The organism is Candidatus Accumulibacter propinquus (assembly GCF_056856495.1).
On sequence record NZ_JBSEHC010000001.1, the window covers coordinates 42,769 to 66,567 of the forward strand.

The window sequence follows — 23,799 nt, forward strand, 5'->3', positions numbered from 1 at the left end:
AGCCTTTGAACAAGGGGCGCTATTCTAGCACAGGCAGGCTGCGCCTGTTGCACCGCAAAACAGCCTGGCGCTGGCCTGCGCCCATTCCCGTGAAAACCCGACCTTGGCGGCCTGAAAAAATCAGGGTTGTTGGTTACGCAGGAAATCGGCGGTGTTGAAAAAGGAGAGCATCAATTGCTCGCGTAGCGGCTCTTCGATACCGACGGACTCCATCGCCAGAACCATGCACGCGACCCACTGGTCACGCTCGCTTTCACCGATGGCAAAGGGCAGATGACGGCGGCGCAGCATCGGATGACCGATGTTCTCGACATAGAGGTCAGGCCCGCCGAGCCAGCCCGAAAGGAACATGTACAGTTTGTCCTGCGAGGACTGCAACTCGACCGGGTGCAGGGCACGAATCGTGGCGAACTGAGGAACGCTGTCCATCAGCTCGTAGAAGCGATTGCAAAGCCTGGCCAGCGTGCTTTCGCCACCGATCAGTTGGTAAGGAGTTTGCTGCTGCATGGCTGTTCGGGCGCTCCTGACGTGAAGGTGGAAACCGCTGGAGTGGTGTGTCTGTGCCGGGAAAACGCGTGCGGTTTCCCAGATCGGGGTGGAATGGCGTGTTGCCGACCGTTAGCCCAAGCGCTGAATTCTACCTGCAGCCCTTTCGACGTGCGCAGATCCTGTGGTCTGCATGAAGGTAAAATCGATCGCCAGTGTAGCCAGTGCACACTCCGACAGTTGATGCTGCGCTGCAGCATGAGCGCTTGACACGAACTTGACAATCTCCAATCGCGGACTACAATCGAGTTTTCGCTGCGGCGCAGCAATCGGGATCCGAACGCACAGGCTGAAGCTGCTGTCGTACGGTTGCCTTTCCCGAATCGCCACGTTGGGCTGGCATCGGTGTCCGGAGTACGGGCTTCTCCCGTCTGCCGGTGGCGTCGATCGGGGCTCTGTTCGCAGCGCAGGAATTGCCAGAAACGGGGCCGCGGCGCACACTGCTGTACCTTTCCAGTTGGCAAAGGCATTTAAGAGGGTATTCAGATGACCGAAACGATTGTTGCTTATCTGCGGGCGCATGCGGAGCAACTCGATGTCGACATGGCCGAGGCGCTCAACATTCCGATCGCCGAGCTACGTGATCAGGTCGCCCGGCTCGCCGCGTCCGGGGACGTGATCTGCTGCAGGGTAACCCGCTTCATTGAAGGCCGAAAGATCGAAGGTGTCAGCTGCCGTCTGTCCTGTGACCCACCGACACCGGCGCGTGGGCGGAAGCCGGGCGTGAAAAAGGATGATGATTCGGAAACCGGTCTGTTTTGAGCGGGCGAGGGCGCCGGTAGCGAGACCGCGACACCCCGAGTACCGGCCTGACATTGTCGCGTGGTGACGGCCCGGGCGCAGATCGGAAATGCTGCGTCGCTATCTGAGCAGATGCAGGTTGAAGTGGCCCTTGATGAACTCCTGGAATTTTCCGACACCCTTCAAGGCGATTTGCAGCCTGCCAAGTTCCATCATGTTGAGCCGCTCGATCTGGATGTAGTTGTCCGGCTTGCGGCCCTCGCGCACGGCTTCCACCTGTCCGCGCAGGCGCATCAGGACCAGGAAGTCGAAGCTCTCGGCGATCGTCGCGGCCATCTTCTTGTTCACCACCTTGTCCCTGACCAGGGCTTCAAGTCGTTGATGGGTACTGCCTTCGAGCTTGCCGGCCTGAATGGCCAGTGCCTTGACGCCCTCGGATAGGGCAAAAATGCCGGCCTTCTTGATTTCCAGCATTCCCGAGTGTTCGCCGTCCTTCTCGCCCTTGATCTTGCCGAACCAGCCGATCGGGGGGACAAAGCGCAAGGTGTTCTCGACCATGCGCATCAGGAACAACTTGTCTCGCTGCACGTGCTGGTACAACTGCGCCTTCAGTTCCTGCTCGAAGGAGGGGTCGCCGTAGATGGTACGGATGTCCACGAACGTGCCGCAGCTCAGAACGTGGTTCGGTGTCGGGGCCTGTATCCAGCGGTCGAGCTGGTCTGTCCATTTGCCTAGGCTGCGCCGCCACTCCTTGTTGTTGGCCATGATGCCGCCGGAACAGGGGGGGACGCCGATGGCCACCAGGGAGTCAATCAGGACCTGCGAAAAATCTTCGATCTGCCGGATTTCGTCGGGGCCGAGTTCGTCGCCGTAAACAATGGCATTGTCCTGGTCGGTGAGCAGTGTCTGCTCGCCGCGTCCCTCGCTGCCGAGCACGACAAAAGCGAAGCGCGTGGGCAACTCGGCAAAGCGATCCTGGCGCATCAGGGCAATCAGGCGCAATAGAATCTGATCGTTCAAATGCGCAATCATGCGCACCACATCGCGGGTCTTCGTGCCTGTGCCGCTGAGGTGCAGCACCAGGCTCTGGATACGCGAGTACACGGCTTTCAACTCTTCGAAATCACGTGTCCTCTCGATGTCGAGGACCAGTTGATGCGGTGAATGCGCCTGCAGACGGATGATGTCGCTGTCGGTAATGATGCCCGAGAGTTTGCCCTGTTCATCGACCACCGCCAGGCGATGGATCCGCTCGCGCGACATCCGGTAGAGCGCTTCGTACAGCAGATCCTCTTCGCCGATCACCGACAGCGGGCTGTTCATGATCGTCCGCACGACGAGCCGGGACGGGTCGGTACCGGCAGCAACGACCTTGTTGCGCAGGTCACGGTCAGTCATGATGCCGCTGGGCAGCGAGTTCTCGCAGACCACGACGCTGGAAATGTTCTTGGCACGCATGATCCTGACGACGTCTACCAAGGCATCATCAGGTCCGCAGGTGACCACCGTGCGCTGGCAGAAATCCTTGACCGGGCGAAAGAACTGACCTTCTTCGGCCATCACTGGTTACTCCTTGCTTGTTCGACAATGGACTGGCTCTGCCTGGCGCCTAGAATTGCGCGGCGGGCTGCAACAACGGGTCCTCGCACCCGGGGCCGCAATTCTAGCATCGGCAGGCAGGTCCCGCGCGCCGATGCCGGTCACCGCCCGTGTGCAGTTCTTGAAGAAGCTGGCGCCCACAGGCCGTCAGATCACCATTCGTCGCGGGGTGCGGTGACTCCTCCCCATCGCCAAGCCGTGCATGAGGCCGACCCTGGATGATTGGCCAGCGTGGTTGCTGAAGCCGTATGGCAACTTCCACTGCCTGCGAAGAATTATCGCCAATCCCTATCCCCATCCCCCCGTGCCGTGAAATAGCGCGTATGCTGGTTCTGGCCATCTGGCATGCAACCGTAGCAGCTTCAGGAGAACTTCCATGGCCAAGAGTCAGTTACGCGGAAATCGCGAAGCCAAGAAACCAAAGCAACCCCAAAAACCCACGGCACCTGCAGCACCGTTCGGTGGCGGATCGTCGAGCGTCGGCTCACAGGCATCCGACGTCAGGAAGAAGTGATCCAAAGCGGGGTCACGCTGCAGTGATGACGGCGAACCCCGCTTGATGCCGTGGCCGCCGTGCTGGTCAAGATTTGCAGACATCGACCTCGACCAGCACTTTGATGGTCGAACGGTGCGCTGATGGTAGATAATGCCGGGAGAGCCCAATTCTGTGACCCCGCATGTCTGCCATCGCGCATCCGCTGCCTTTCGCACCCTATTCGCAACGCTGCATTTATCGACGCCTGCCGGCAATCTGTCTGGCCATCGGGTTGTCCGGCAGCAACTTGTCGGCCGCGACCGACACACCGCTCTGGTTTGGTAACGAGCGGCCGAAGGCGGCCGCCCAGCAGGCTGTCGAACTGCTCAGCAAAGCCGCTGCCGACGGGCTGGAAGCCGGCGACTACAGTGTCGATCGCCTGCGCGGCGCTCTGGAAAGGAGCGGCAACGGGCAGCCTCTGGCGGCAGGCAGCCTGACAGCGCTGGATCAGGCATTGACGGTTGCCGTGCGGCGCTATCTCACTGACCTCCATTTCGGGCGTGTCGATCCGCGTCGGCTTGGCGTGGACTACAGTTCGGCGGGAGTGACCGATTTCACCCCCGATGCGCTGCTGAATTCAGCCATTGTCGACAACCGTTTTACGGAGGCCGCGCGTGGCGCGGCTCCCACCTGGCCGCAGTATGTGGCGGTCAGGGAGGCTCTGGCACGCTACCGGGAACTGACCGGCAACCCGGCCTGGCTGACAGCGCTGCCGCCGTTGCCCGCGGGAAAACTGTCCCCAGGGCAGAAATACCCGGGTATTCCTGCCCTGACCCAGCGGTTGATCCTGCTCGCCGACTTGCCTGCCACCGCGACGCCGCCGCCCCGTTACGAGGGGCAACTCGTCGAGGGTGTGAAGTCATTCCAGGAACGGCATGGCATGACCCCGGATGGGATCATCGGCAAGGAAACCCTGGAGCAACTCAATGTTTCCCCGCCGACACGTGCCCGACAACTGGAACTGGCGTTGGAGCGGCTGCGCTGGACGCCGCTGCAGCAAGCGCGGCGTGGCATCGTGGTCAATATCCCGGAGTTCGCGCTGCGTGGCTATGACGTTCGCGACGGCAGGATCGAGACGCGTGTGGCGATGCGGGTCATTGTTGGCGCTGCCCGCAAGACCCGTACCCCGCTGTTCGATTCCGAACTGCGTTTGATCGAGTTCAGCCCTTACTGGAACGTCCCACCATCGATCGCCAAGGGCGAAACCCTGCCGAGGCTGCGGCGCGACCCGGGCTATTTCAACCGCCAGGGCTTCGAATTCGTCGGTAGCGACGGCCGGGTCATTGAAGGCTTCTCCGAGGCCGATCTGGACGCGGTCCAGCGTGGCCAACTGCGTATCCGCCAGCGACCCGGGGCCAGCAATGCCCTTGGCGACATCAAGTTTGTGTTTCCCAACAAGGAGAACATTTACCTGCATCACACGCCCACCCTGCCACTCTTCAAGCGTGATCGGCGCGATTTCAGTCACGGCTGCATTCGTGTCGAGGCGCCAGCGGCCCTGGCGAAGTTCGTTCTTGCCGATGAACCGGAATGGACCGAGGAGCGTATCGCACAGGCGATGCGCAAAGGCAAGTCCGCAACCATCCGCCTGAAGGAGCCTGTACCGGTGGTCCTCGGCTACAGTACTGCCACCGTCAGGGAGGGGCGGGTGTACTTCTTCCCGGATATCTACGGACACGACAAGATTCTCGACAATGCCTTGAGACAGCGATCGACTGCCGTCCAGGCCTCGAAGGAATCGAAAATTGCCGCAGAGTCTATCCCCTGAGTCTGGAAAAACATCTCATGCTGACACCTCTCAAGCAATCGCGCCGAGTGTTTCTCGGGCAAGCGGTCCGGTTGGTCGTCGCCGGCACGGTCCTGCCGGCAGCGAAGCCCGTGCTCGCGGCCCTGCCGAATGCGCGCAGCCTCGAATTTGTTCACCTGCATACCGGTGAACATCTCTCCGTCGTCTTTGCCATCGGTGACCACTATCGTCCCGATGCGCTGAACGCGCTGAACCACTTTCTCCGCGACCACTATTCCGGCGAGGTCGGCAGCATCGACCCGCAACTCTTCGATCTGCTATTTCAGACTCGGCAGGAGCTTGACTGCTCGCAGCCTGTGGAGGTCTACTCCGGTTACCGTTGCGCCACCACCAACACGCAGTTGCGCAACAACCGCGGTGGCGGCGTGGCCCGACAAAGCTTGCACATGGAAGGCAAGGCGATCGATATTCGCCTGCCTGGCGTGCCGCTTGCCGATCTCCGCGATGCGGCAATCTCCCTGGGTGTCGGGGGCGTCGGGTTTTATCCGCGTAACCACTTCGTCCATCTCGACACCGGCAGGGTGCGCTACTGGTAGCCTGCCTCCGGGCACCACGCGTGCGCGCCGAAGAACCTTTCCCGACAGGGCGGTGGTGAACTCGAGCACTCTGCTGGTGGCGATTCCGGCGACGGCGTTTGGCGCCTGTGCATTGCCGTTGCTGTTGCAGCGCCACGGGCGGGCTGCCGCCGCCCTTGCCGCCGCCCTGGTGATGGCGGCCTGTCTGGTCTTGCTGGCGCCGCTGGCACCTGCGGCTCTGGCTGGCCACACCGAACTCGCACGCCTGACGTGGTTGCCCGCCTATGGACTCGACTTCAGCCTGCGCCTGGACGGCCTCGGGCTGCTGTTTTGTCTGCTGATCTGCGGCATCGGCCTGCTGGTGGTGCTGTATGCCTTATGGTACCTGCCGCAAAGCGACCGTCTCGGGCGCTTTTACGCGATCCTGCTACTCTTCATGGCGGCGATGCTCGGCGTCGTGCTTTCCGAGAACCTGCTGCTGCTGCTGGTCTTCTGGGAGCTTACCAGCCTGTCTTCGTTCCTGCTGGTGGCCTACGACAGTGAAAAGTACGCATCGCGAAGTGGCGCTCGCCTGGCCCTGGCGGTCACCGGCGGCGGCGGTCTCGCGCTGCTTGCCGGCATCCTGCTGCTCGGACACATTGCCGGCAGCCATGAGCTGTCGGTGATCCTGGACGCCGGCGAGCGCATTCGCGCGCACGCGCTTTATGCACCGGCCCTGATCCTGGTGTTGCTCGGAGCGTTCACCAAGTCGGCGCAGTTTCCCTTCCACTTCTGGCTGCCAAGCGCGATGGCGGCGCCGACGCCAGTGTCGGCTTACCTGCATTCGGCGACGATGGTCAAGGCTGGCGTCTTCCTGCTTTCCCGGCTCTACCCGGCGTTGGGCGGCAGCGACCTGTGGTTCTGGCTGGTCAGCACGACAGGCGCGATCACGCTGGTCTACGCCGCCGCAATGGCGTTCTTTCGTCATGACATCAAGGGGCTGCTGGCGTATTCGACGATTAGCCAGCTTGGCCTGATCACGCTGCTGTTCGGTCTCGACACGCCGCTTTCGGTGGTGGCCGGAATCTTTCACATCATCAACCATGCGATCTTCAAGGCTTCGCTGTTCATGGCCGCCGGCATCATCGATCACGAATGCGGCACGCGGGACATGCGGCGCGTCAATGGCATGTTCAGGTACATGCCGGTGACTGCCACGCTGGCGATCATCGCCGCCGCGTCAATGGCCGGTGTGCCCCTGCTGAATGGCTTTCTGAGCAAGGAGATGTTCTTTGCCGAAACGGTCGCCTACCAGCCGTTCGCAGGCCTCGGCTGGGCGCTGCCGATGTTTGCGACCGTCGCCGGCATGCTTGCCGTCGCCTACTCGTCACGCTTCGTTCATGACGTGTTCTTCAATGGCGAACCGGTTGCCCTGTCGCGTCAGCCGCACGAGCCGCCACGCTGGATGCGGGCTCCGATCGAGTTGCTGGTCCTGCTTTGTCTGCTCGTGGGCATGTTCCCCGGTTGGACCGTTGGGCCGCTGCTCGATGCCGCCGCCGCGGCCGCCCTGCAGGGGCCGCTACCGGATTTTGAACTGGTGTTATGGCACGGTTTCAATCGGCCGGTGCTGATGAGCCTGCTGGCCCTGGTCGGCGGCGTCTGCATCTACGCCCTGCGCGCGCCGCTGTTCGCTTGGCAGGCACAGTTGCCGCGCTGGCACGCGCACAGTGCTTTCGAGCGCGCCTATCGGCGGCTGGCCGTTGTCGCCCGTTCGCTCAATGCCCTGCTTGACAATGGCTCGCTGCAGCGCCACGCGGCGCTGCTCTTTGCTTTCGTCGTGCTGCTCGGTGGCTGGGCCTTCTTTTCGGGGCCGACGAGCCTCGTCCGCGCGCCTGTCCAGGCCGCTGACGAGGCGGCCATCGCGGCCTTGATCGCGCTCCTGCTCGGAGCGCTCGGAGCCACGCTGCTGTACCGGCAACGACTCCTGGCACTGATCCTGGTCAGCGTTGTGGGGCTGGTGGTGGCACTGAGCTTCGTGCGCTTCTCGGCGCCTGACCTGGCGCTGACCCAACTCGCCGTGGAAACCGGGACGATCATCCTGATGCTGCTGGTACTCTACTATCTGCCGGCGAGTGCTCCGCCGCAGAGCAGTGCCCCGAGGTTGACGCGCGACCTGATCCTGGCACTGCTGGTCGGCGGTGGCCTCGGGCTGACCACCTTGCAGATGCTCGGCGCACCGGTCGATACGATCTCGGAATTCTACTTGCAGCAGTCGCTTGCCGGTGGCGGTGGCGCCAATGTGGTGAACGTGATCCTGGTCGATTTCCGTGGATTCGATACCTTGGGCGAAATCACCGTGCTGGCGATGGTTGCCCTAGCTGCGCACGCCCTGCTCGACCGCCTGGTACTCGTTGCACCCTTGCGGGATACCGAGGGCCGGCCCTGGGCCAGTGAAGCGCATCCGTTGTTTCTGGCCATGCTGATCCGCCCACTGCTGCCGCTGTCGCTGACGGTATCCGTGTATATCTTCCTGCGCGGGCACCATGAGCCAGGTGGCGGCTTCGTCGCCGGGCTGATTACCAGCGTTGCGATGATCATGCAGTATCTCGGGGGCGGCATGGCCTTTGCGCAGCCGCGCATGCCGCGCCACCCTACCAGCTTGCTGGCGCTGGGCCTGGCGCTGGCAGCCGGCATCGGGGTGGCCAGTTGGGCATTTGCTCGGCCCTTCCTGACCAGCGCTCATGGCCAGCTGCGGCTGCCCTGGCTTGGTGAGGTCGAACTGGCTTCAGCGATGGTCTTTGACCTCGGCGTCTATATCGTCGTTGTGACCGTCGTGTTGTGCGTGCTCACGGGACTCGGCAGGCTCTCGCTGCGCGTACCCAGCGCGCGGGAGGTGCTCTGATGGAAGCGTTGCTGGCGATCGCCGTCGGGGTGCTGAGCGCGTGTGGCGTGTTTCTCATCCTGCGCGCACGCACCTTCCCGGTCCTGCTCGGACTGACGCTGCTGTCCTACGCTGTCAACCTGTTTCTTTTTGCCAGTGGTCGCCTGCGCTTCGACGCGGCACCCCTGATTCGCGCCGGCGCCAGTTATACCGACCCCTTGCCGCAAGCGCTGGTGCTCACGGCGATCGTCATCGGCTTCGGCATGACCGCCTATCTGGCGATGCTGGCCTTGCGCGCCCTGTCCGAGGCGGGTACCGATCACGTGGACGCAGGCCGGGAACCGTGAGCACGCACGCGCCGATCCTGCCGATCCTGATCGCGTTTGCCGCTGCGCTGCTGCAAATGGTTTGCGATCGACTGTCGTTCCAGCGCTTCGTCGGACTCCTTTCGGCAGCCCTGCTGGTGCTGGTCGGCATCTGGCTGACCTGGCTTGCCGACGACGGCCAGACGCGGGTCTATGCGCTTGGCGACTGGCCGGCGCCGTTTGGCATCGTGCTGGTCGTTGATCGCCTGGCGGCGGCAATGGTCCTGCTTGCCGCGGTGCTGGGCTTCGCGGCGCTGCTCTACGCCAGTGCCGGCTTTGACCAGCGCGGCAAACATTTCCACCCGCTGTTCCAGCTGCAACTGATGGGTCTGCTGGGGGCTTTCCTGACCGGGGATCTGTTCAATCTCTTCGTCTTCTTCGAGGTGATGCTGCTGGCTTCCTATACCCTGCTGGCACACGGTGGCGGACTGGCAAGAACCCGCGCAGGAATCAGCTACGTGGTACTCAATCTGGTCGGGTCGGCGCTTTTTCTGATTGCTCTCGGACTGCTCTACGGCACCCTGGGCACTCTCAACCTGGCCGACGTGGCGCAGCGTCTGCCACTGCCAGGTTACGATCGGGCGCTGACCAGGCTGGCGCTGGCCCTGCTGATCGCGGTTTTCGTACTCAAGGCCGGGCTGCTGCCGCTGTCGTTCTGGCTGCCGCAGACCTACACCGCTGCCGGGGTTCCGGTCGCGGCATTGTTTGCGATCATGACCAAGGTTGGGATCGTCGCCATCCTGCGCCTGCAGGTGATCGCTCTGGCGCCGGCCATGCCCGATCTCCTCGATCACTGGCTGACGCCGCTGGCCCTGGCCACCGTCGTCTTCGCGGCCCTCGGCACGCTGGCCGCCGCTCGCCTGCGTGCGCTCGCCGCCTGGCTGGTGCTGCTTTCCGCCGGGACATTGTTGGTGACGCTGGCGCAGACGAGTGCCGCGGTCACTGCGGCGACCCTCTTCTACCTGGTGCACTCGACACTGGCCGGTGCTGCCTTCTTCCTGCTGGCCGGGGTCATTGCCGAGCAGCGTGGCCCGGCAGCCGATCTTCTGGTGGCCGGACCGCAGCCGCAAGCCACCTGGGTGAGAATTTCCTTCCTGGTTCTGGCCACCACGCTGGCCGGGCTGCCACCGTTTTCCGGTTTTCTCGGCAAGCTGATGCTGCTGACGACGCTGCGTGAAGTCGCCGCCGGAACGGCGGTCTGGGTGGTGCTGCTGGGCGCTGGTTTCGTGGTCATGATCGCGCTGGCGCACAACGGCGGTTACCTGTTCTGGAAGCACCGGACGCTGGTCGGGCCGGCCGCCGCAATCGCCTGGCCGCGAGCGACGGCTACACTGGCGCTGGTCGCCGCCGGCCCGCTTCTGGCCGTCCTGGCGCGACCGCTGTCCGACTACACGGAACGCACAGCCAGGCAATTGCATGCGCCGGGTGCCTATGTGGCAGCCGTTCTCGGGCCCGCGCCGGCGCGGATCGCTCGCGAGGCGATACGATGAACCGCCGACTCCTGCCGCACCCGCTGCTGTCGCTCACTGTCTTCCTGTTGTGGGCGGTGATCAGCAATGCCGCATCGTCCGGCCTGTTGCTCCTCGGCGGCCTGCTGGCCTTCGTCGTACCGCTGCTGACGCGACCGTTCTGGCCGGCTCCGCCACGCCTCATCCGGCCATGGCTGGCACTGCGCTTCTGCGCCGTCTTCGCGGCCGACGTCTTCACTGCCAACTGGCGTGTCGCGTGGCGGGTGATCGGCCCGCTGCACCGCCTCTCGCCGGCTTTCGTCGAAGTCCCTCTGGAAATTCACGACCCGTTTCTCGCCACGTTGCTCGCCAGCGTCGTCTCGCTGACGCCGGGCACGGTCGCCATCGACGTGGATCGGCAACGCTGGGTGATGCTGGTGCATGCCCTCGATGCTCCCGATCCGCAGGCGCTGGTACAGGAGATCAAGGCGCGTTACGAACTGCCGCTGAAAGAGATGTTCGCATGTTGAATGCCGCCATCGAGATGGCCTTCGTCCTGGTCGGCGCGGCGCAGGTACTCAACCTCTACCGGCTGATTCGCGGGCCGGACATTACCGACCGAATTCTGGCGCTCGACACCCTCGGGATCAACGTCATCGCGCTGCTGGTGCTGTTCGGGATGCGTACCGCGACCACCGTCTATTTCGAGGTGGCGCTGCTGCTCGCCCTGCTGGGCTTTGTCGGGACCGTCGCGCTGTGCAAGTTCCTCCTGCGTGGCGACATCATCGAATGACGGCGATGACTGAATCTGCCATCGCCGCCCTGATCGTTCTCGGGGCGCTGTTCGTCCTGCTCGGGTCGATTGGTCTGGCGCGCCTGCCGGATTTTCTCACCCGTCTGCACGGCCCGACCAAGGCCACGACACTGGGAGTCGGTGCGCTGCTGCTGGCTTCGGCAATCTTTTTTTCGACCCGCGAGGGTGGTGCAATCAGTCTGCACGAACTGGCGATCCTCTTCTTCCTGTTCATCACCGCTCCGGTTACCGCGCATCTGCTCGCCAAGGCGGCGCTGCACCGGCAGGCCAAGGGACCTGGTGATGACCCACAGGCGACCGTCACTGGTGATTCCCTCAGAGAACCCGAGCAGAGATCGCAGGCAGCTGGCCGCAAGCCCTGATCCTTGCTGTTGGCACTTTCAGCAGGAAGGCCTGAGGCACCCCTGAAAGCGTACACGAGCTAATCTTTTCCACTCGACTTGCCCGTGGCGTTAGACTTCGATCTCCTGATCCTCGACCATCCGACGGCCCGCCAACCATGCCTATCGATCTTGCCGCCTACCGCGCGAGTGCTGCAGAACAGCAGCGCAGCGCCGATTTGTTCGCATTGCTTCCGAGTCGTGGCAGTACCGCGCTCGACATTGGTGCGAGGGATGGCTATCTGGCCAGGAAACTCGCGGAAAGATTCAACAGGGTCGTCGCTCTCGATCTTGAGAAGCCGGTGATCGATCACCCCCGGGTCGAGGCGGTGCAGGGAGACGTTACCGCATTGCAGTTTGCCGACAACGAGTTTGACGCGATCCTCTGTGCCGAAGTCCTGGAACATATCCCCGAGCCGGGCCTCACCCAGGCGTGTCGGGAAATTGCCCGGGTCGCCAGGGACAAGGTGGTCATCGGCGTTCCTTATCGCCAGGATCTGCGTTGCGGACGCACGCTGTGCGCGTCGTGCGGCAAGTCGAACCCACCCTGGGGACATGTCAATAGTTTTGACGAGGCGCGCCTGCGGTCCCTGTTTGGCACCCTGAACTGGGACCAGACCAGCTTTGTGGGCAGCAGCAGCGATGTCACCAACGCCGTTTCCGCCACCTTGCTGGACTACGCCGGTCGTCCCTTCGGTACCTGGCAACAGGAAGAGCCCTGTGTCTACTGCGGTGCGCCCATCGGGCGGCCCCGAGAGCGCAACCTTCCGCAGCGCGTTGCCACCCGCGCCGCCTTCCTGCTTGACCGCCTGCAGGCGTCAATCGTCAAGCCGCATGCCAACTGGATCCATGTCCTGTTTTCAAAACCGCGGGCCAACGCCAGCCGCTGATCCGCTGCCCAGGCGGGTACGCCTTTCGCTGGGTCAGCCAAACAGTCGAGCGACCCAGCGTGGCAGCCTGATGCGGATGCGGTCCTTCTCGCCGCGCCATGGCAGTTCGATCAGGAAATAATCGTAGATCCAGCCTGCCTTTTCGAACGCACGGATCGACGGATGGTTCGAATGCCAGATCCAGGTCAGGCATCTGCGGTATCCCAGCTTCTTCAGTTCGCTTGCGGAAAAGGCCATCATCTGTACGGATAATCCCTTGCCACGGGCACTTTCGGCGGTGATCAGATCGACCATGACGATTTCATCGTCACGGATGTTCCGGAAGCGACGGGGCAGATTGTCTTCGGTATTCGTCCAGTAGGTGCAGAAGCACACCAGCCGACCATTTTCCCAGGCGCCGTAGCTGTGCCCCGGCTTGCTGGTGTACCAGGCATGTCTGCTGATCTCCGGATACTCGCATCCGGCCACCTGCCGAGTCGTCTCGATGGTCCCGAAGCGCGCGCCGTCCGGACAGACGAAATGCTCGTGCAGGGGCGGAGAGTGGTACATCCGATTGATCTCGTAGCCGCCCAGCAGAAGCTTGCCCAGGCTCTTGAGACGTTCCTTGATGCTCATCGGATCGATTGCTCCCCGGTGTCCTTTCCGAGATGATAGACCACCAGCCCTTCATCCTCGCGTATCGGCACGAGAGCAGGGCTTTGGCGTTTGATGTCAGCCTGGTGCACCGGGTGGACATAGATCACGTAGATGTCCCGAGCGGAGCGCGCATGGCTGGCCAGGAGGTTGGACAGCACCCTTTCCAGCACCGGGTATCCGAAGGGATTGTAGAAATAGCAAACCAGAGGGTCTTCGGGAAAGCGGAAATCAACCGCGTCCAGGCACAGACAGGAGATGCGCGCGCTGCTGCCGGCTTGCGCCAGATACCGGGCGATGTTGTTGCTGGCAAGTTCGGCGAGTTCGGGGGAGAACTCGACACCGATGATGTTCTTGAACGGCAACTCCGCCGCCAGCAACAGGACCCGGCCCTTACCCGCACCGAAGTCGACAAACGTATACCGACGCCAATCGAGGCCGAGCGTGCTCAGGATGGACCTGACCATCCCGGAGGGTGACGGTTCGTATCGGACTGCATGCCTGGCGTTGGGCGAATCGATGTCCAGAGAGCCCGTCTCGCGGATACTGTCGGTTTCGACGTGATAGGTGGCGTCGAATTCCGATGGGTTGGGTGTTGATGGCTCGCTGAAATGCGTCCAGGCGTGACGGACGTTCTTCAGGATCAAGCCCGGTATGTCCTTGAGTTGGTGCCGCCGATAGGCACGCAGAAAGCGCTGTAACATGTCGTCCTCGGATAACGCGGGTGGCAGACAACGCATCGCGGGAACGGTTGGGCCGTCGTCCGGATGAGCTTGCGGACTTCATTTTGCCACAAGCGTGCCCGTACCCGTTGCGGGAATCCCTTCTTCGCCCTACCCGAAGATGAGCAAGTGAATGGCGGTGCGCCCGCACGCCTGCGAACCGGGAACGCCGTCGCAACTTCGCCGCGAGCCGGGGCGTATGTCCGTGGTGTATGCCAGCAGGCTCTGTCGCGACCACGCTGAGGGGAGTGCTGGGTGGGACGGCGGAGAACTCCCCCTGCCACGGCGTGGCGGTGCTGCTGGCAACGACCCGGGGGTGGGGGGGATTTCCAGTTCAGGCATGAGCCTGAAGCATCGCCCAAGTGGGTGACGCGGTGATGAGGGTTGAAGCCCGGATACGCGCGCCGCTGCCGTTGCTTTTCCGGCGCCTTCGATGGGCAGGAGAGTCGCGCGCATTCCCACCGCTCATGGCTATCCTTTGATTTGAATCAAAAAAAATCGCCAGGTCAAAGCTTAGAGTGTTTGCCATGACGCATGCCCGCCAAGTCTGTCCCGGCGGCTGCCGATGATTGCGTCGGCAGTTCTGCGACCAGGAGTATCTCGACTTCATGAACATCTCCAGCGTGCTGGTCTACACCCGGCCCCAGGACCTTCAACTGGTGCGGGAACAGCTGTCGGCGCTTGCTGGCGTTGAAGTGCATGCGGCAAGCGAGAACGGCCGCTTGATCGTGATCATCGAGGCTGACTCCGTGCAAGCTGTGGCCGACATCTTTGCGCAGATCAATCAGCAGCCGGGCGTGCTCGCGGCGTCAATGGTTTACCACCAGTTCGAACCCGATCCTGATGAGGAAGCATGAGATGAAACTGACTTTGACCCGTCGTGACTTTATCAAGAGCCAGGCGGTTGCCGCGGCCGCCTGCGTTGCCGGGATGAGTGTGCCGGGGCTTGCACAGGCGGCACCGGCAGCGCCGGCGAGGGATGACGGCGTGCGCTGGGACAAGGGCGTCTGCCGCTACTGCGGCACGGGCTGCGGCGTGCTGGTGGGAACCAGGGACGGCCGTATCGTGGCTACGCAGGGTGACCCCGACGCCCCGGTGAACAAGGGGCTGAACTGCATCAAGGGTTACTTCCTGGCGAAAATCCAGTACGGCAAGGATCGTCTCACCACGCCCATGCTGCGCATGAAGAACGGCAAGTTCGACAAGGGCGGTGAGTTCACGGCGATTGGATGGGATGAGGCCTTCGAGATCATGGCCGACAAGTGCAAGGCCGCGCTCAGGAAAGGCGGGCCGCGCAATATCGCCATGTTCGGTTCCGGCCAATGGACGATCTGGGAAGGCTATGCCGCGGCCAAACTGATGAAGGCCGGCCTGCTGAGCAACAACCTCGATCCCAATGCACGGCACTGCATGGCTTCGGCGGTAGCCGGCTTCATGCGCACCTTCGGGATCGACGAACCGATGGGTTGCTACGACGACATCGAGCACGCCGACGCCTTCGTACTGTGGGGCTCGAACATGGCCGAGATGCACCCGATTCTGTGGTCGCGGGTGACCGACCGTCGTTTGACCGGCAAGAACGTCAAGATTCACGTGCTCTCGACCTTCAGCCATCGCTCGACCGAGCTTGCCGACAACGAACTGATCTTCAAGCCGCAGAGCGACCTGGCGATCCTCAACTACATCTGCAACTACATCATCCAGAACAAGGCGGTCAATCAGGAATTCGTGGCCCGTAATGTGAACTTCAGGAAGGGGGTGACCGACATCGGCTATGGCCTGCGCGCCAATCATCCACTCGAGAAGACCGCCATGAACAACGGCTATCCAGGTGAGGATGGCAAGCCACGGGGCAACCCTGCGGGCGCCAGCCCGATCAGTTTTGACGAGTTCAAGGCTTTCGTTGCCGAATACACTCTCGACAAGGCACACGAACTCTCCGGCGTACCCAGGGAAAGACTCGAGGAACTGGCCAGGGCCTACGCCGACCCGAAGACCAGGGTGACTTCGTTCTGGACCATGGGTTTCAACCAGCACACGCGCGGCACCTGGGTCAACAACATGATCTACAACGTGCACCTGCTGGTGGGCAAGATCTCCGAACCGGGCAACAGCCCGTTTTCGCTGACCGGCCAGCCTTCGGCCTGCGGCACCGCACGCGAAGTCGGCACTTTCTCGCATCGCCTGCCAGCCGACATGCTGGTCACCAATCCGAAGCATCGGGAAGCCAGCGAGAAGCTCTGGAAACTTCCCGCCGGTACCATCCCCGACTGGATTGGTGCACATGCCGTGGCGCAGAGCCGCCTGCTCAAGGACGGCAAGATCAACTTCTACTGGACGACGACGACCAACAACATGCAGGCCGGGCCAAACGTCAACGACGAGATTTTCCCTGGCTGGCGCAATCCGGACAACTTCATCGTTGTTTCCGATGCCTATCCGACCGTCTCGGCAATGACCGCCGACCTGATCCTGCCATCGGCGATGTGGATGGAGAAGGAAGGTGCTTACGGCAACGCCGAACGGCGCACGCAGTTCTGGCGTCAACAGGTCAAGGCACCGGGTCAGGCGCGGTCCGATCTCTGGCAGTACATCGAGTTCTCGAAGCGCTTCAAGACCGACGAGGTGTGGCCGGCAGCGCTGCTGGAGAAAAACCCCGAGTACAAGGGCAAGACCCTTTACGACGTGCTCTATGCCAACGGTCAGGTGAACAAATTCCCGCTCGATCAGACCTACAAAGGCTTCGACAACGACGAATCGAGGGCTTGCGGCTATTACCTGCAGAAGGGTCTGTTCGAGGAATATGCCGCCTTCGGTCGTGGCCATGCCCACGATCTGGCAGCGTTCGAGGTTTATCACAAGGCACGGGGCTTGCGCTGGCCGGTGGTCGATGGCAAGGAAACATTGTGGCGCTTTCGCGAGGGCTACGATCCGTATGTCAAGCCGGGCGAGGGCGTCAGGTTCTATGGCCATCCCGACGGCAAGGCAGTGATCTTTGCCTTGCCCTACCAGCCAGCCGCCGAAATGCCCGACAAGGACTACGATCTCTGGCTGTGCACCGGGCGCGTGCTCGAACACTGGCATACCGGTTCGATGACGCGGCGCGTCCCCGAGTTGTACAAGGCAATGCCGGATGCGTGGATCTACATGCATCCGGAAGATGCGAAAAGGCGTGGGCTGCAACGGGGTGATGTGGTCAAGACCATCACCCGTCGCGGCGAGATCCAGTTGCGGGTCGAAACCCGCGGCCGCAACAAGCCACCCGTCGGTCTGGTTTTTGTGCCCTTCTTCGACGAACACCGGTTGGTGAACAAACTGACGCTCGATGCCACCTGTCCGATTTCGAAGGAGACCGACTTCAAAAAATGTGCGTGCAAGGTGGTCAAGGCCTGATCGACACGCCAGACCAGGACCTGCCTGGGGGCTGATCATCGTCCGTCCCCAGGCTGACCACCGTCTGCTTTCTGCCCACACCATCATGTTTCCCGAGAAAAACCACGCCAGGCGTGTGCCGTCCCGTGCCGAAAACGCACCGGCGCTGGCGCGTCGGCAATTTGTCTTCGACTCCGCCCGTCTGCTCTGTGGCGTTGGCGTCCTCGGGCTGTGTCTTGCGGGATACGCCAGGAAAGCTCTGGCGAAACCGCCGATGGCTATTCGCCCGCCGGGTGCCGGCCCGGAAGAGGACTTTCTCGGTGCCTGCATCCGTTGCGGCATGTGCGTTCGCGATTGCCCTTACGACATTCTCGAACTCGCCAGGCCGGAATCGCTGGTCGCCACCGGTACGCCCTACTTCACGGCGCGCAGCGGGCCCTGTGAGATGTGTGAGGACATCCCCTGTGTCAGGGCCTGTCCGACCGGCGCCCTCGACCATCACCTGACGGACATCAACAAATCCCGCATGGGCCTCGCTGTCCTGTCGGATCAGGAAACCTGCCTGAATTTTCTTGGCCTGCGCTGCGATGTCTGTTATCGCGTTTGCCCGGTGATCGACAAGGCGATCACCCTCGAGTTGCGCCCAAATACCCGTACTGGTCGGCACAGCATGTTCCTGCCGACAGTGCACTCCGAGCACTGCACCGGCTGCGGCAAGTGCGAAAAGGCGTGCGTGACCGACGAGGCTTCGATCAGGGTCTTGCCGCCCAGACTGGTCAAGGGTTCGCTGGGCGAGCACTACCGTCTCGGTTGGGAGGAGAAGACGAGGGCGGGTGGCCATTCACTGGTCGAGGACAAGGGAATCGTCGATCTGCCTGATCGACTTCCCGAGGGCACGACGCTGGAGGGCCACTTCGATCCAGGCAGCAGCGGGCTGCCAGAGCGAATACCGGGTCGCGGTCCGGTGCTCCCGAGTCTGCCCCCGGGCCTGGGCGGAGCGGACACCGCAGCCGGCAGCCCGGCGCAGTCGCCGGGCGGTGCTCTGGGGCGGCGGCTCTCTCGGGAGGCCGCGCGATGAGTCACCGACGTGCCGGCGCTGAAGCGAATGCCGCCAAAGGGTGGCTGCGCGCGCAGTGCTGGCTGCTGGCCCGACGTTTGTGCCAGTTGGCCATCCTTGCCCTGTTCCTGCTCGGGCCGCTCGCGGCGGTATGGGTGGTCAAGGGAAATCTGGCGTACAGCCTGACGCTCGACACCCTGCCTTTGACCGATCCTTACGTGCTGCTGCAATCGGTTCTCGCCGGCCACCTGCCCGAGAAGAGCGCCCTGATCGGCGCACTGATCGTCATCATCTTCTACATCCTTGTCGGCGGCCGTGTCTATTGCGCCTGGGTTTGTCCGCTCAATCTGGTGACCGATCTCGCGGGCTGGTTGCGTTACCGGCTGGGGATCAAGGGCAGCGTGCATGTCGCTCGCAGCAGTCGCTACGGGGTCCTGATGATGACCTTGCTGCTGGCAGCGCTCACCGGTACCCTCGTATGGGAATTGGTCAACCCGGTATCGATGCTGCAGCGTGGGCTGATCTTCGGGCTGGGAGCGGCATGGACAGTGGTGCTGGCGGTCTTTCTGTTCGACCTGTTCGTGATGAGTCGTGGCTGGTGTGGGCATCTATGTCCGGTCGGCGCCTTCTACAGTGTGCTGGGCAAATGGAGCCCACTACGGATCAGCGCGTCGAAACGCGCGGCCTGCAACGATTGCATGGACTGCTTCGAGGTATGCCCGGAACCGCAGGTCATTCGTCCGGCACTGAAGGGAGCGGGCAAGGGCGTCGGCCCGGTCATTCTGGCCGCCAACTGTACCAATTGCGGGCGTTGCATCGATGTCTGTTCCAAGGATGTCTTCACGTTCGGACTGCGTTTCAACAACCCGCCCGGCAATGGGGTGCAGACCGCAACACGGCATGCGACAAGCGGCAACTGAATCACCAGAGAAGCATCGAACTCATCCTTTGACGTGGAGGAAACGCCGATCATGAACCATTTACTGAAACTTGCGGCCGCCATGGCGGCAAGCTGCCTGACGTCTCTGGCGTTTGCCGCAGACACGACGACTTCATTGCGCGGTATCGACGTCGTCGCGCCAGACCAGGCACCCGAAGTCAAGACCTACGCCGGCAGGCGCCCGGGGACGGAAACCCCGGTGGCGAGGACCTTCAGCACGCAGCCACCAGTGATTCCACACGCGGTGGAGAACTTCGACGAAATCAATCTCGATGGAAACCAGTGCATGGATTGCCATTCGGGGGCCACATACCAGAAGAAAAAGGCGCCGAAAATTGGCGACAGCCACTTCATTGATCGTCAGGGCAACAAGCTGACCGAAGCGAGCGCGAGCCGCTACAACTGCGTGCAGTGTCATGTGCCGCAAGTCGATGCGCCGCCGCTGGTGGACAACACTTTCAAGGGTGACGCAGCCAGGAAGTCTGTCAGGAAAAACTGAAGCAACCTGCCATCGCGAAGTTGACAGCACATGCCAGCCTGCGGATAATCCGTCGTTGTGGTCCTTGCCTATATGCCCGCAGAGTTGCAGCGACATGTTACGGTCGAGAGTATCACCATGCGGGAATAGCTCAGTTGGTAGAGCGATACCTTGCCAAGGTATAGGTCGAGAGTTCGAGACTCTTTTCCCGCTCCAGATCCCGAAGGGAAAGTGCGTTACGCACTTTCCCTTTCCTGCATTTAGGGGCAGGTATAATGGTCCTTGTCGCCCGGATGGTGAAATAGGTAGACACAAGGGACTTAAAATCCCTCGGCCTCGCGGCTGTGCCGGTTCGACCCCGGCTCCGGGTACCAGCAGTTCACCGCAAACTTCCTGCCTTCCGATCACCATGATCATTTTTGACCTTGCTTGCCAAAACGGCCATCGCTTCGAAGGCTGGTTCCAGTCTCGGGAGGATTTCGACAGCCAACTCGCTGCGAGCCTGGTTGCCTGTCCCCAGTGCGGTTCTCCGGAGATTCGGCGCGTGCCGTCGGCGGTACACCTGGCCCGACCAGGCCCGGTATCGGCACCGGCGGTCGAGGTGCCGATACCGGATGCGCGCGGGGACGCATCCTCCGTTTTTCGCCAGCTGACCGAAATGCTGCTCGCCAATTGCGAGGATGTCGGCGCACGTTTCGCGGAAGAGGCGCGCAAGATTCACTATGTGGAGGCACCGGAACGTTCCATACGGGGCGAGGCCAGCACCGCGGAGTATGAGGCGCTGCGCGAAGAGGGAATCGAAGTGTTCCGCTGGCCGTACATGAAACCGGGGGATCTGCACTGATCTTCGCATCGTTCAAGGAGAGTCGTTGATGATCAAAGCACGCGCTGCAGTTGCCTGGGCTGCCAGGCAAGACCTCGAAATCACCGAAGTCGACGTCGAAGCACCTCGACAGGGTGAGGTGCTGGTACGTATCGTCGCCACCGGGGTCTGCCATACGGATGCGTTCACGCTTTCGGGCGCCGATCCGGAAGGGATCTTTCCCAGTATCCTCGGGCATGAAGGCGGTGGCATCGTGGAAGCCGTCGGTCCCGGAGTGACCTCGGTAGGAATTGGCGACCACGTCATACCCTTGTACACGCCGGAGTGTGGGCAATGCAAGTTCTGCCGCTCGGGCAAGACGAATCTTTGTCAGGCCATCCGAACGACTCAGGGCAAGGGCCTGATGCCCGATGGCAGTAGTCGCTTTTCCCGTAACGGCACGCCGATCTTCCATTACATGGGGACTTCCACCTTCTCCGAGTACACGGTGCTGCCCGAAATCTCGGTGGCCAGAATTGCCAAGGAGGCGCCGCTGGAAAAGGTCTGTCTGCTCGGCTGCGGGGTGACGACGGGTATCGGCGCGGTGATCAATACCGCCAAAGTCGAACCGGGTGCCACCGTGGCCGTTTTCGGGCTGGGTGGCATCGGTCTTTCGGTAGTGATCGGGGCGGTGATGGCCAGGGCTTCGCGGATCCTGGCCGTCGATACCAATCCTGGCAAATTTGCCATCGCCAGGCAACTCGGCGCCACCGATTGCATCAATCCCGCCGATTACGACCGGCCGGTCCAGGAAGTGATCGTCGACCTGACCGACGGTGGGGTCGATTACTCGTTCGAATGTATCGGCAACGTCAAGGTGATGCGCTCGGCGCTCGAGTGCTGTCACAAGGGTTGGGGTGAATCGGTGATCATTGGTGTCGCTGGTGCCGGTGAAGAGATCGCGACCCGACCGTTCCAGTTGGTGACCGGCAGGGTGTGGCGCGGTTCGGCGTTCGGTGGCGTGCGTGGCCGCTCCGAACTCGCGGGTTATGTCGAACGCGCGCAAAGAGGAGAGATTCCGCTCGATACCTTCATTACCCATACGATGGGTTTGGAGGATATCAATCATGCTTTCGAGCTGATGCATGAAGGCAAGAGCATTCGCTCCGTGATCCGGTTCTGAGCGGTGACGGAGCCCGCTTTTGCAGCGCTTGAAGAGGTCGCAGCCAATCGTTGTTTTGGCGGCTGGCATCGGCGCTTCCGGCATCGCTCGGCGACCCTGCGCTGCGAGATGGTGTTTGCCGTCTTCCTGCCGCCGCACGCCGAGCGGGCGACGGTGCCCGCCCTGTACTGGCTGTCGGGCCTGACCTGCAGCGATGAGAACTTCATGCAGAAAGCCGGAGCGATGCGCGTCGCGGCCGAGTTGGGGATCGCCCTGGTGGCTCCGGATACCAGCCCGCGCGGTACACACGTGCCGGGCGACCCGGACGGTGCCTGGGATTTCGGTCACGGCGCCGGGTTCTATCTGAACGCTACCCAGGAGCCATGGGCAACACATTACCGGATGCACGACTATGTGGTTGGTGAACTGCCGGAGTTGATCGAGGCGAACCTGCCGATAGACGCACGCCGGGGTATCAGTGGCCATTCCATGGGAGGACATGGCGCGCTGCTTTGCGCTCTGCGCAACCCTGGCCGCTACCGCTCGGTGTCCGCCTTCGCGCCGATCTGTCATGCCTTGGCCAGTCCCTGGGGGCAGAAGGCCTTCCTGCGCTATCTGGGCGAAGATCGTGCAGCATGGAAAGACTGGGACGTCTGCGAACTGATCGCCGGTGCCCGCGAACGCCTGCCCCTGCTGGTCGATCAAGGTGACGCGGACGGGTTTCTCGTCGAGCAACTGCAGCCCGAATTGTTGCAGCAGGCCTGCGCCGCAGCAGGACATCCGCTGGATCTGCGTCTGCAGCCGGGTTACGACCATAGCTACTACTTTATCGCCAGTTTCATCGAAGATCACCTGCGCCATCACGCCGGGGCGCTGACGCCATGAGTCGCTCGCGTGCGCAATGAATCGTTGGCGCCGGAAGCCGTTCCCGATTCGCTTGGCGGTTTCCACCCGAGCACTTCTCCGACAGCCTCCCGGTACGCGCACGGCACCCTGGTCGACAAGTATGGACGGCACGTCACCTACCTTCGGCTGTCGATCACCGACCGTTGCGACTTCCGTTGCAACTATTGCATGGCCGAGAAGATGACTTTCCTGCCACGCGCACAGGTACTGACCCTTGAGGAATGCCTGCGCGTGGCCAGAGTCTTCGTCGACCTTGGGGTGACCAAGCTGCGGGTGACCGGCGGCGAGCCGTTGGTGCGGCACAATGCCGTCTGGTTGCTGGAGCAACTCGCCGATCTGCCGGGAGTGAAGGAACTGGTGATCACCACCAATGGTTCGCAGCTCGAACGCTTTGCTTCGGCACTGCACGCGGCTGGGGTCAAACGCTTGAACATCAGCCTCGATACCCTGCGTCCCGACCGCTTTCGGGCGATCACCCGCGTCGGAGATCTCGCCAAGGTGCTGCGTGGCATCGACGCCGCGCAGAGGGCTGGCTTCGCGCGCCTCAAGATCAACACGGTAATGGTGCGCGGCGGCAACGACGATGAACTGTTGGACCTCGCGCAGTTCGCCGTTGATCGGGACCTCGACATTGCCTTCATCGAAGAGATGCCTCTGGGAGATATCGGTCAGCGGCGTCAGGCGAGTTTTTTCAGCAGCCAGGAAGCGATGGCCCGCCTGCAGACGCGCTTCGCTCTGTTGCCGTCAACCGAGACTACCGGTGGCCCGGCACGCTATTGGCGGCTCCCCGGTACATCAACTCGTGTCGGCTTCATCGCGCCGCACAGCCATAATTTCTGCGATACCTGCAACCGCGTGCGCATTACCGCCCGCGGTGATCTGTACCCGTGCCTGGGCAACAACGATGCAGTCCGGTTGCTGCCGCTGCTGCGTGCGCATCCGACCGACGATGGGCCACTACGTGCAGCGATCGTCGGTGGCATGGGCATCAAGGCTCAGGGCCATGCGTTCAGCAGCCGGATGGACGCGCCGCAGGTCGTGCGCTTCATGTCGATGACCGGTGGTTGATCGATTGCCATGGTCGCCGGGTTGCCGCAGGCGAACCGGTCAGCGTGCAGGCGTTTGAAGGCGGGCACTGAAGCGCGCTCCGAACCGGTGACACGCAAGGCGTCGCTGGCGGGGCAGGGGTGGTTTTCCGAGTCGACGAAGGCGTAGCGCGATGGACAC

The 23,799-nt window shown here is 62.4% G+C and carries 23 protein-coding genes and 2 tRNA genes; 21 read left to right on the top strand and 4 right to left on the bottom strand.

Annotated elements, in window-relative coordinates; genetic code table 11:
• Positions 1-120: 120 nt before the first annotated feature.
• Positions 121-507: a group II truncated hemoglobin gene (locus AC15MQ_RS00190; protein WP_287652886.1), complete on the bottom strand. Its 387-nt coding sequence runs from the start codon at positions 505-507 to the stop codon at positions 121-123.
• 525 nt (positions 508-1,032) lie between these two features.
• On the opposite strand from AC15MQ_RS00190, the gene AC15MQ_RS00195 reads away from it, so the two are divergent.
• The gene (locus tag AC15MQ_RS00195) at positions 1,033-1,308 is read left to right on the top strand and encodes an ArsR family transcriptional regulator (RefSeq protein WP_287652885.1); all 276 of its coding nucleotides are present in this window, start codon (positions 1,033-1,035) and stop codon (positions 1,306-1,308) included.
• 99 nt (positions 1,309-1,407) lie between these two features.
• Here AC15MQ_RS00195 and AC15MQ_RS00200 read toward each other — a convergent pair whose 3' ends face one another.
• Complete coding sequence (locus AC15MQ_RS00200; protein ID WP_287652884.1) at positions 1,408-2,847, bottom strand: DUF294 nucleotidyltransferase-like domain-containing protein; 1,440 nt, start codon at positions 2,845-2,847, stop codon at positions 1,408-1,410.
• Positions 2,848-3,563: 716 nt separating this feature from the next.
• Between AC15MQ_RS00200 and AC15MQ_RS00205 the strand changes: the two genes are divergently transcribed.
• The 9 genes from AC15MQ_RS00205 (at position 3,564) to AC15MQ_RS00245 (ending at position 12,500) form a co-directional block, all read left to right on the top strand.
• Complete coding sequence (locus AC15MQ_RS00205; protein WP_287665149.1) at positions 3,564-5,189, top strand: L,D-transpeptidase family protein; 1,626 nt, start codon at positions 3,564-3,566, stop codon at positions 5,187-5,189.
• A 17-nt stretch (positions 5,190-5,206) separates the two neighbouring features.
• On the top strand, positions 5,207-5,764 hold the full coding sequence (mepK, locus tag AC15MQ_RS00210) for a peptidoglycan L,D-endopeptidase MepK (protein WP_287665151.1): 558 nt from the start codon (positions 5,207-5,209) through the stop codon (positions 5,762-5,764).
• A 55-nt stretch (positions 5,765-5,819) separates the two neighbouring features.
• On the top strand, positions 5,820-8,624 hold the full coding sequence (locus AC15MQ_RS00215) for a monovalent cation/H+ antiporter subunit A (protein WP_287665154.1): 2,805 nt from the start codon (positions 5,820-5,822) through the stop codon (positions 8,622-8,624).
• On the top strand, positions 8,624-8,950 hold the full coding sequence (locus tag AC15MQ_RS00220; RefSeq protein ID WP_287652877.1) for a Na+/H+ antiporter subunit C: 327 nt from the start codon (positions 8,624-8,626) through the stop codon (positions 8,948-8,950). The genes AC15MQ_RS00215 and AC15MQ_RS00220 overlap by 1 nt, the downstream gene beginning before the upstream one ends.
• Positions 8,947-10,458, top strand: coding sequence for a monovalent cation/H+ antiporter subunit D (locus tag AC15MQ_RS00225; RefSeq protein ID WP_287665157.1), 1,512 nt, complete (start codon positions 8,947-8,949; stop codon positions 10,456-10,458). The genes AC15MQ_RS00220 and AC15MQ_RS00225 overlap by 4 nt, the downstream gene beginning before the upstream one ends.
• Positions 10,455-10,946: a Na+/H+ antiporter subunit E gene (locus AC15MQ_RS00230; RefSeq protein WP_287652873.1), complete on the top strand. Its 492-nt coding sequence runs from the start codon at positions 10,455-10,457 to the stop codon at positions 10,944-10,946. The genes AC15MQ_RS00225 and AC15MQ_RS00230 overlap by 4 nt, the downstream gene beginning before the upstream one ends.
• On the top strand, positions 10,940-11,209 hold the full coding sequence (locus AC15MQ_RS00235; RefSeq protein ID WP_287652871.1) for a K+/H+ antiporter subunit F: 270 nt from the start codon (positions 10,940-10,942) through the stop codon (positions 11,207-11,209). Before AC15MQ_RS00230 ends, AC15MQ_RS00235 begins: the two co-directional genes overlap by 7 nt.
• 5 nt (positions 11,210-11,214) lie before the next feature.
• Entirely contained in the window at positions 11,215-11,592 is a 378-nt protein-coding gene (locus AC15MQ_RS00240; protein ID WP_287665160.1) for a Na+/H+ antiporter subunit G, read from the top strand.
• A gap of 137 nt (positions 11,593-11,729) precedes the next feature.
• Complete coding sequence (locus AC15MQ_RS00245; protein ID WP_332335675.1) at positions 11,730-12,500, top strand: class I SAM-dependent methyltransferase; 771 nt, start codon at positions 11,730-11,732, stop codon at positions 12,498-12,500.
• 33 nt (positions 12,501-12,533) lie between these two features.
• On the opposite strand, the gene AC15MQ_RS00250 is transcribed toward AC15MQ_RS00245, so the two are convergent.
• Both AC15MQ_RS00250 and AC15MQ_RS00255 read right to left on the bottom strand, forming a co-directional pair.
• Positions 12,534-13,115 carry a GNAT family N-acetyltransferase gene (locus tag AC15MQ_RS00250; protein WP_332335676.1) on the bottom strand — a complete coding sequence of 194 codons (582 nt, stop codon included), beginning with the start codon at positions 13,113-13,115 and terminating at the stop codon, positions 12,534-12,536.
• Positions 13,112-13,837, bottom strand: a complete 726-nt coding sequence (locus AC15MQ_RS00255; RefSeq protein ID WP_287665165.1) for a class I SAM-dependent methyltransferase — start codon at positions 13,835-13,837, stop codon at positions 13,112-13,114. Before AC15MQ_RS00255 ends, AC15MQ_RS00250 begins: the two co-directional genes overlap by 4 nt.
• Positions 13,838-14,463: 626 nt before the next feature.
• Between AC15MQ_RS00255 and AC15MQ_RS00260 the strand changes: the two genes are divergently transcribed.
• The 11 genes from AC15MQ_RS00260 to moaA all read left to right on the top strand — a co-directional run bounded on the left by AC15MQ_RS00260 (position 14,464) and on the right by moaA (position 23,640).
• Positions 14,464-14,712: a chaperone NapD gene (locus AC15MQ_RS00260; RefSeq protein ID WP_287665168.1), complete on the top strand. Its 249-nt coding sequence runs from the start codon at positions 14,464-14,466 to the stop codon at positions 14,710-14,712.
• Between the two features lies 1 nt (position 14,713).
• Positions 14,714-17,248 (top strand): nitrate reductase catalytic subunit NapA, encoded by a 2,535-nt coding sequence (gene napA, locus AC15MQ_RS00265; protein WP_483078999.1) that lies wholly within the window; start codon positions 14,714-14,716, stop codon positions 17,246-17,248.
• An 85-nt stretch (positions 17,249-17,333) separates the two neighbouring features.
• Positions 17,334-18,305, top strand: a complete 972-nt coding sequence (gene napG, locus AC15MQ_RS00270; protein ID WP_287652862.1) for a ferredoxin-type protein NapG — start codon at positions 17,334-17,336, stop codon at positions 18,303-18,305.
• Positions 18,302-19,204 (top strand): quinol dehydrogenase ferredoxin subunit NapH, encoded by a 903-nt coding sequence (gene napH / locus AC15MQ_RS00275; RefSeq protein ID WP_483079000.1) that lies wholly within the window; start codon positions 18,302-18,304, stop codon positions 19,202-19,204. The genes napG and napH overlap by 4 nt, the downstream gene beginning before the upstream one ends.
• A gap of 51 nt (positions 19,205-19,255) precedes the next feature.
• The gene (locus tag AC15MQ_RS00280; protein WP_287652859.1) at positions 19,256-19,723 is read left to right on the top strand and encodes a nitrate reductase cytochrome c-type subunit; all 468 of its coding nucleotides are present in this window, start codon (positions 19,256-19,258) and stop codon (positions 19,721-19,723) included.
• A gap of 119 nt (positions 19,724-19,842) precedes the next feature.
• Positions 19,843-19,918: transfer RNA gene (locus tag AC15MQ_RS00285), tRNA-Gly, on the top strand.
• Positions 19,919-19,989: 71 nt separating this feature from the next.
• A tRNA-Leu gene (locus tag AC15MQ_RS00290) sits at positions 19,990-20,076 on the top strand.
• Positions 20,077-20,111: 35 nt separating this feature from the next.
• Positions 20,112-20,546 (top strand): DUF1178 family protein, encoded by a 435-nt coding sequence (locus AC15MQ_RS00295; RefSeq protein ID WP_287665176.1) that lies wholly within the window; start codon positions 20,112-20,114, stop codon positions 20,544-20,546.
• Positions 20,547-20,574: 28 nt separating this feature from the next.
• On the top strand, positions 20,575-21,687 hold the full coding sequence (locus AC15MQ_RS00300; RefSeq protein ID WP_287665178.1) for an S-(hydroxymethyl)glutathione dehydrogenase/class III alcohol dehydrogenase: 1,113 nt from the start codon (positions 20,575-20,577) through the stop codon (positions 21,685-21,687).
• A gap of 3 nt (positions 21,688-21,690) precedes the next feature.
• Positions 21,691-22,551, top strand: coding sequence for an S-formylglutathione hydrolase (gene fghA, locus AC15MQ_RS00305; RefSeq protein WP_287652854.1), 861 nt, complete (start codon positions 21,691-21,693; stop codon positions 22,549-22,551).
• Positions 22,552-22,659: 108 nt separating this feature from the next.
• Positions 22,660-23,640: a GTP 3',8-cyclase MoaA gene (moaA, locus tag AC15MQ_RS00310; protein ID WP_483079221.1), complete on the top strand. Its 981-nt coding sequence runs from the start codon at positions 22,660-22,662 to the stop codon at positions 23,638-23,640.
• Positions 23,641-23,799: the final 159 nt, after the last annotated feature.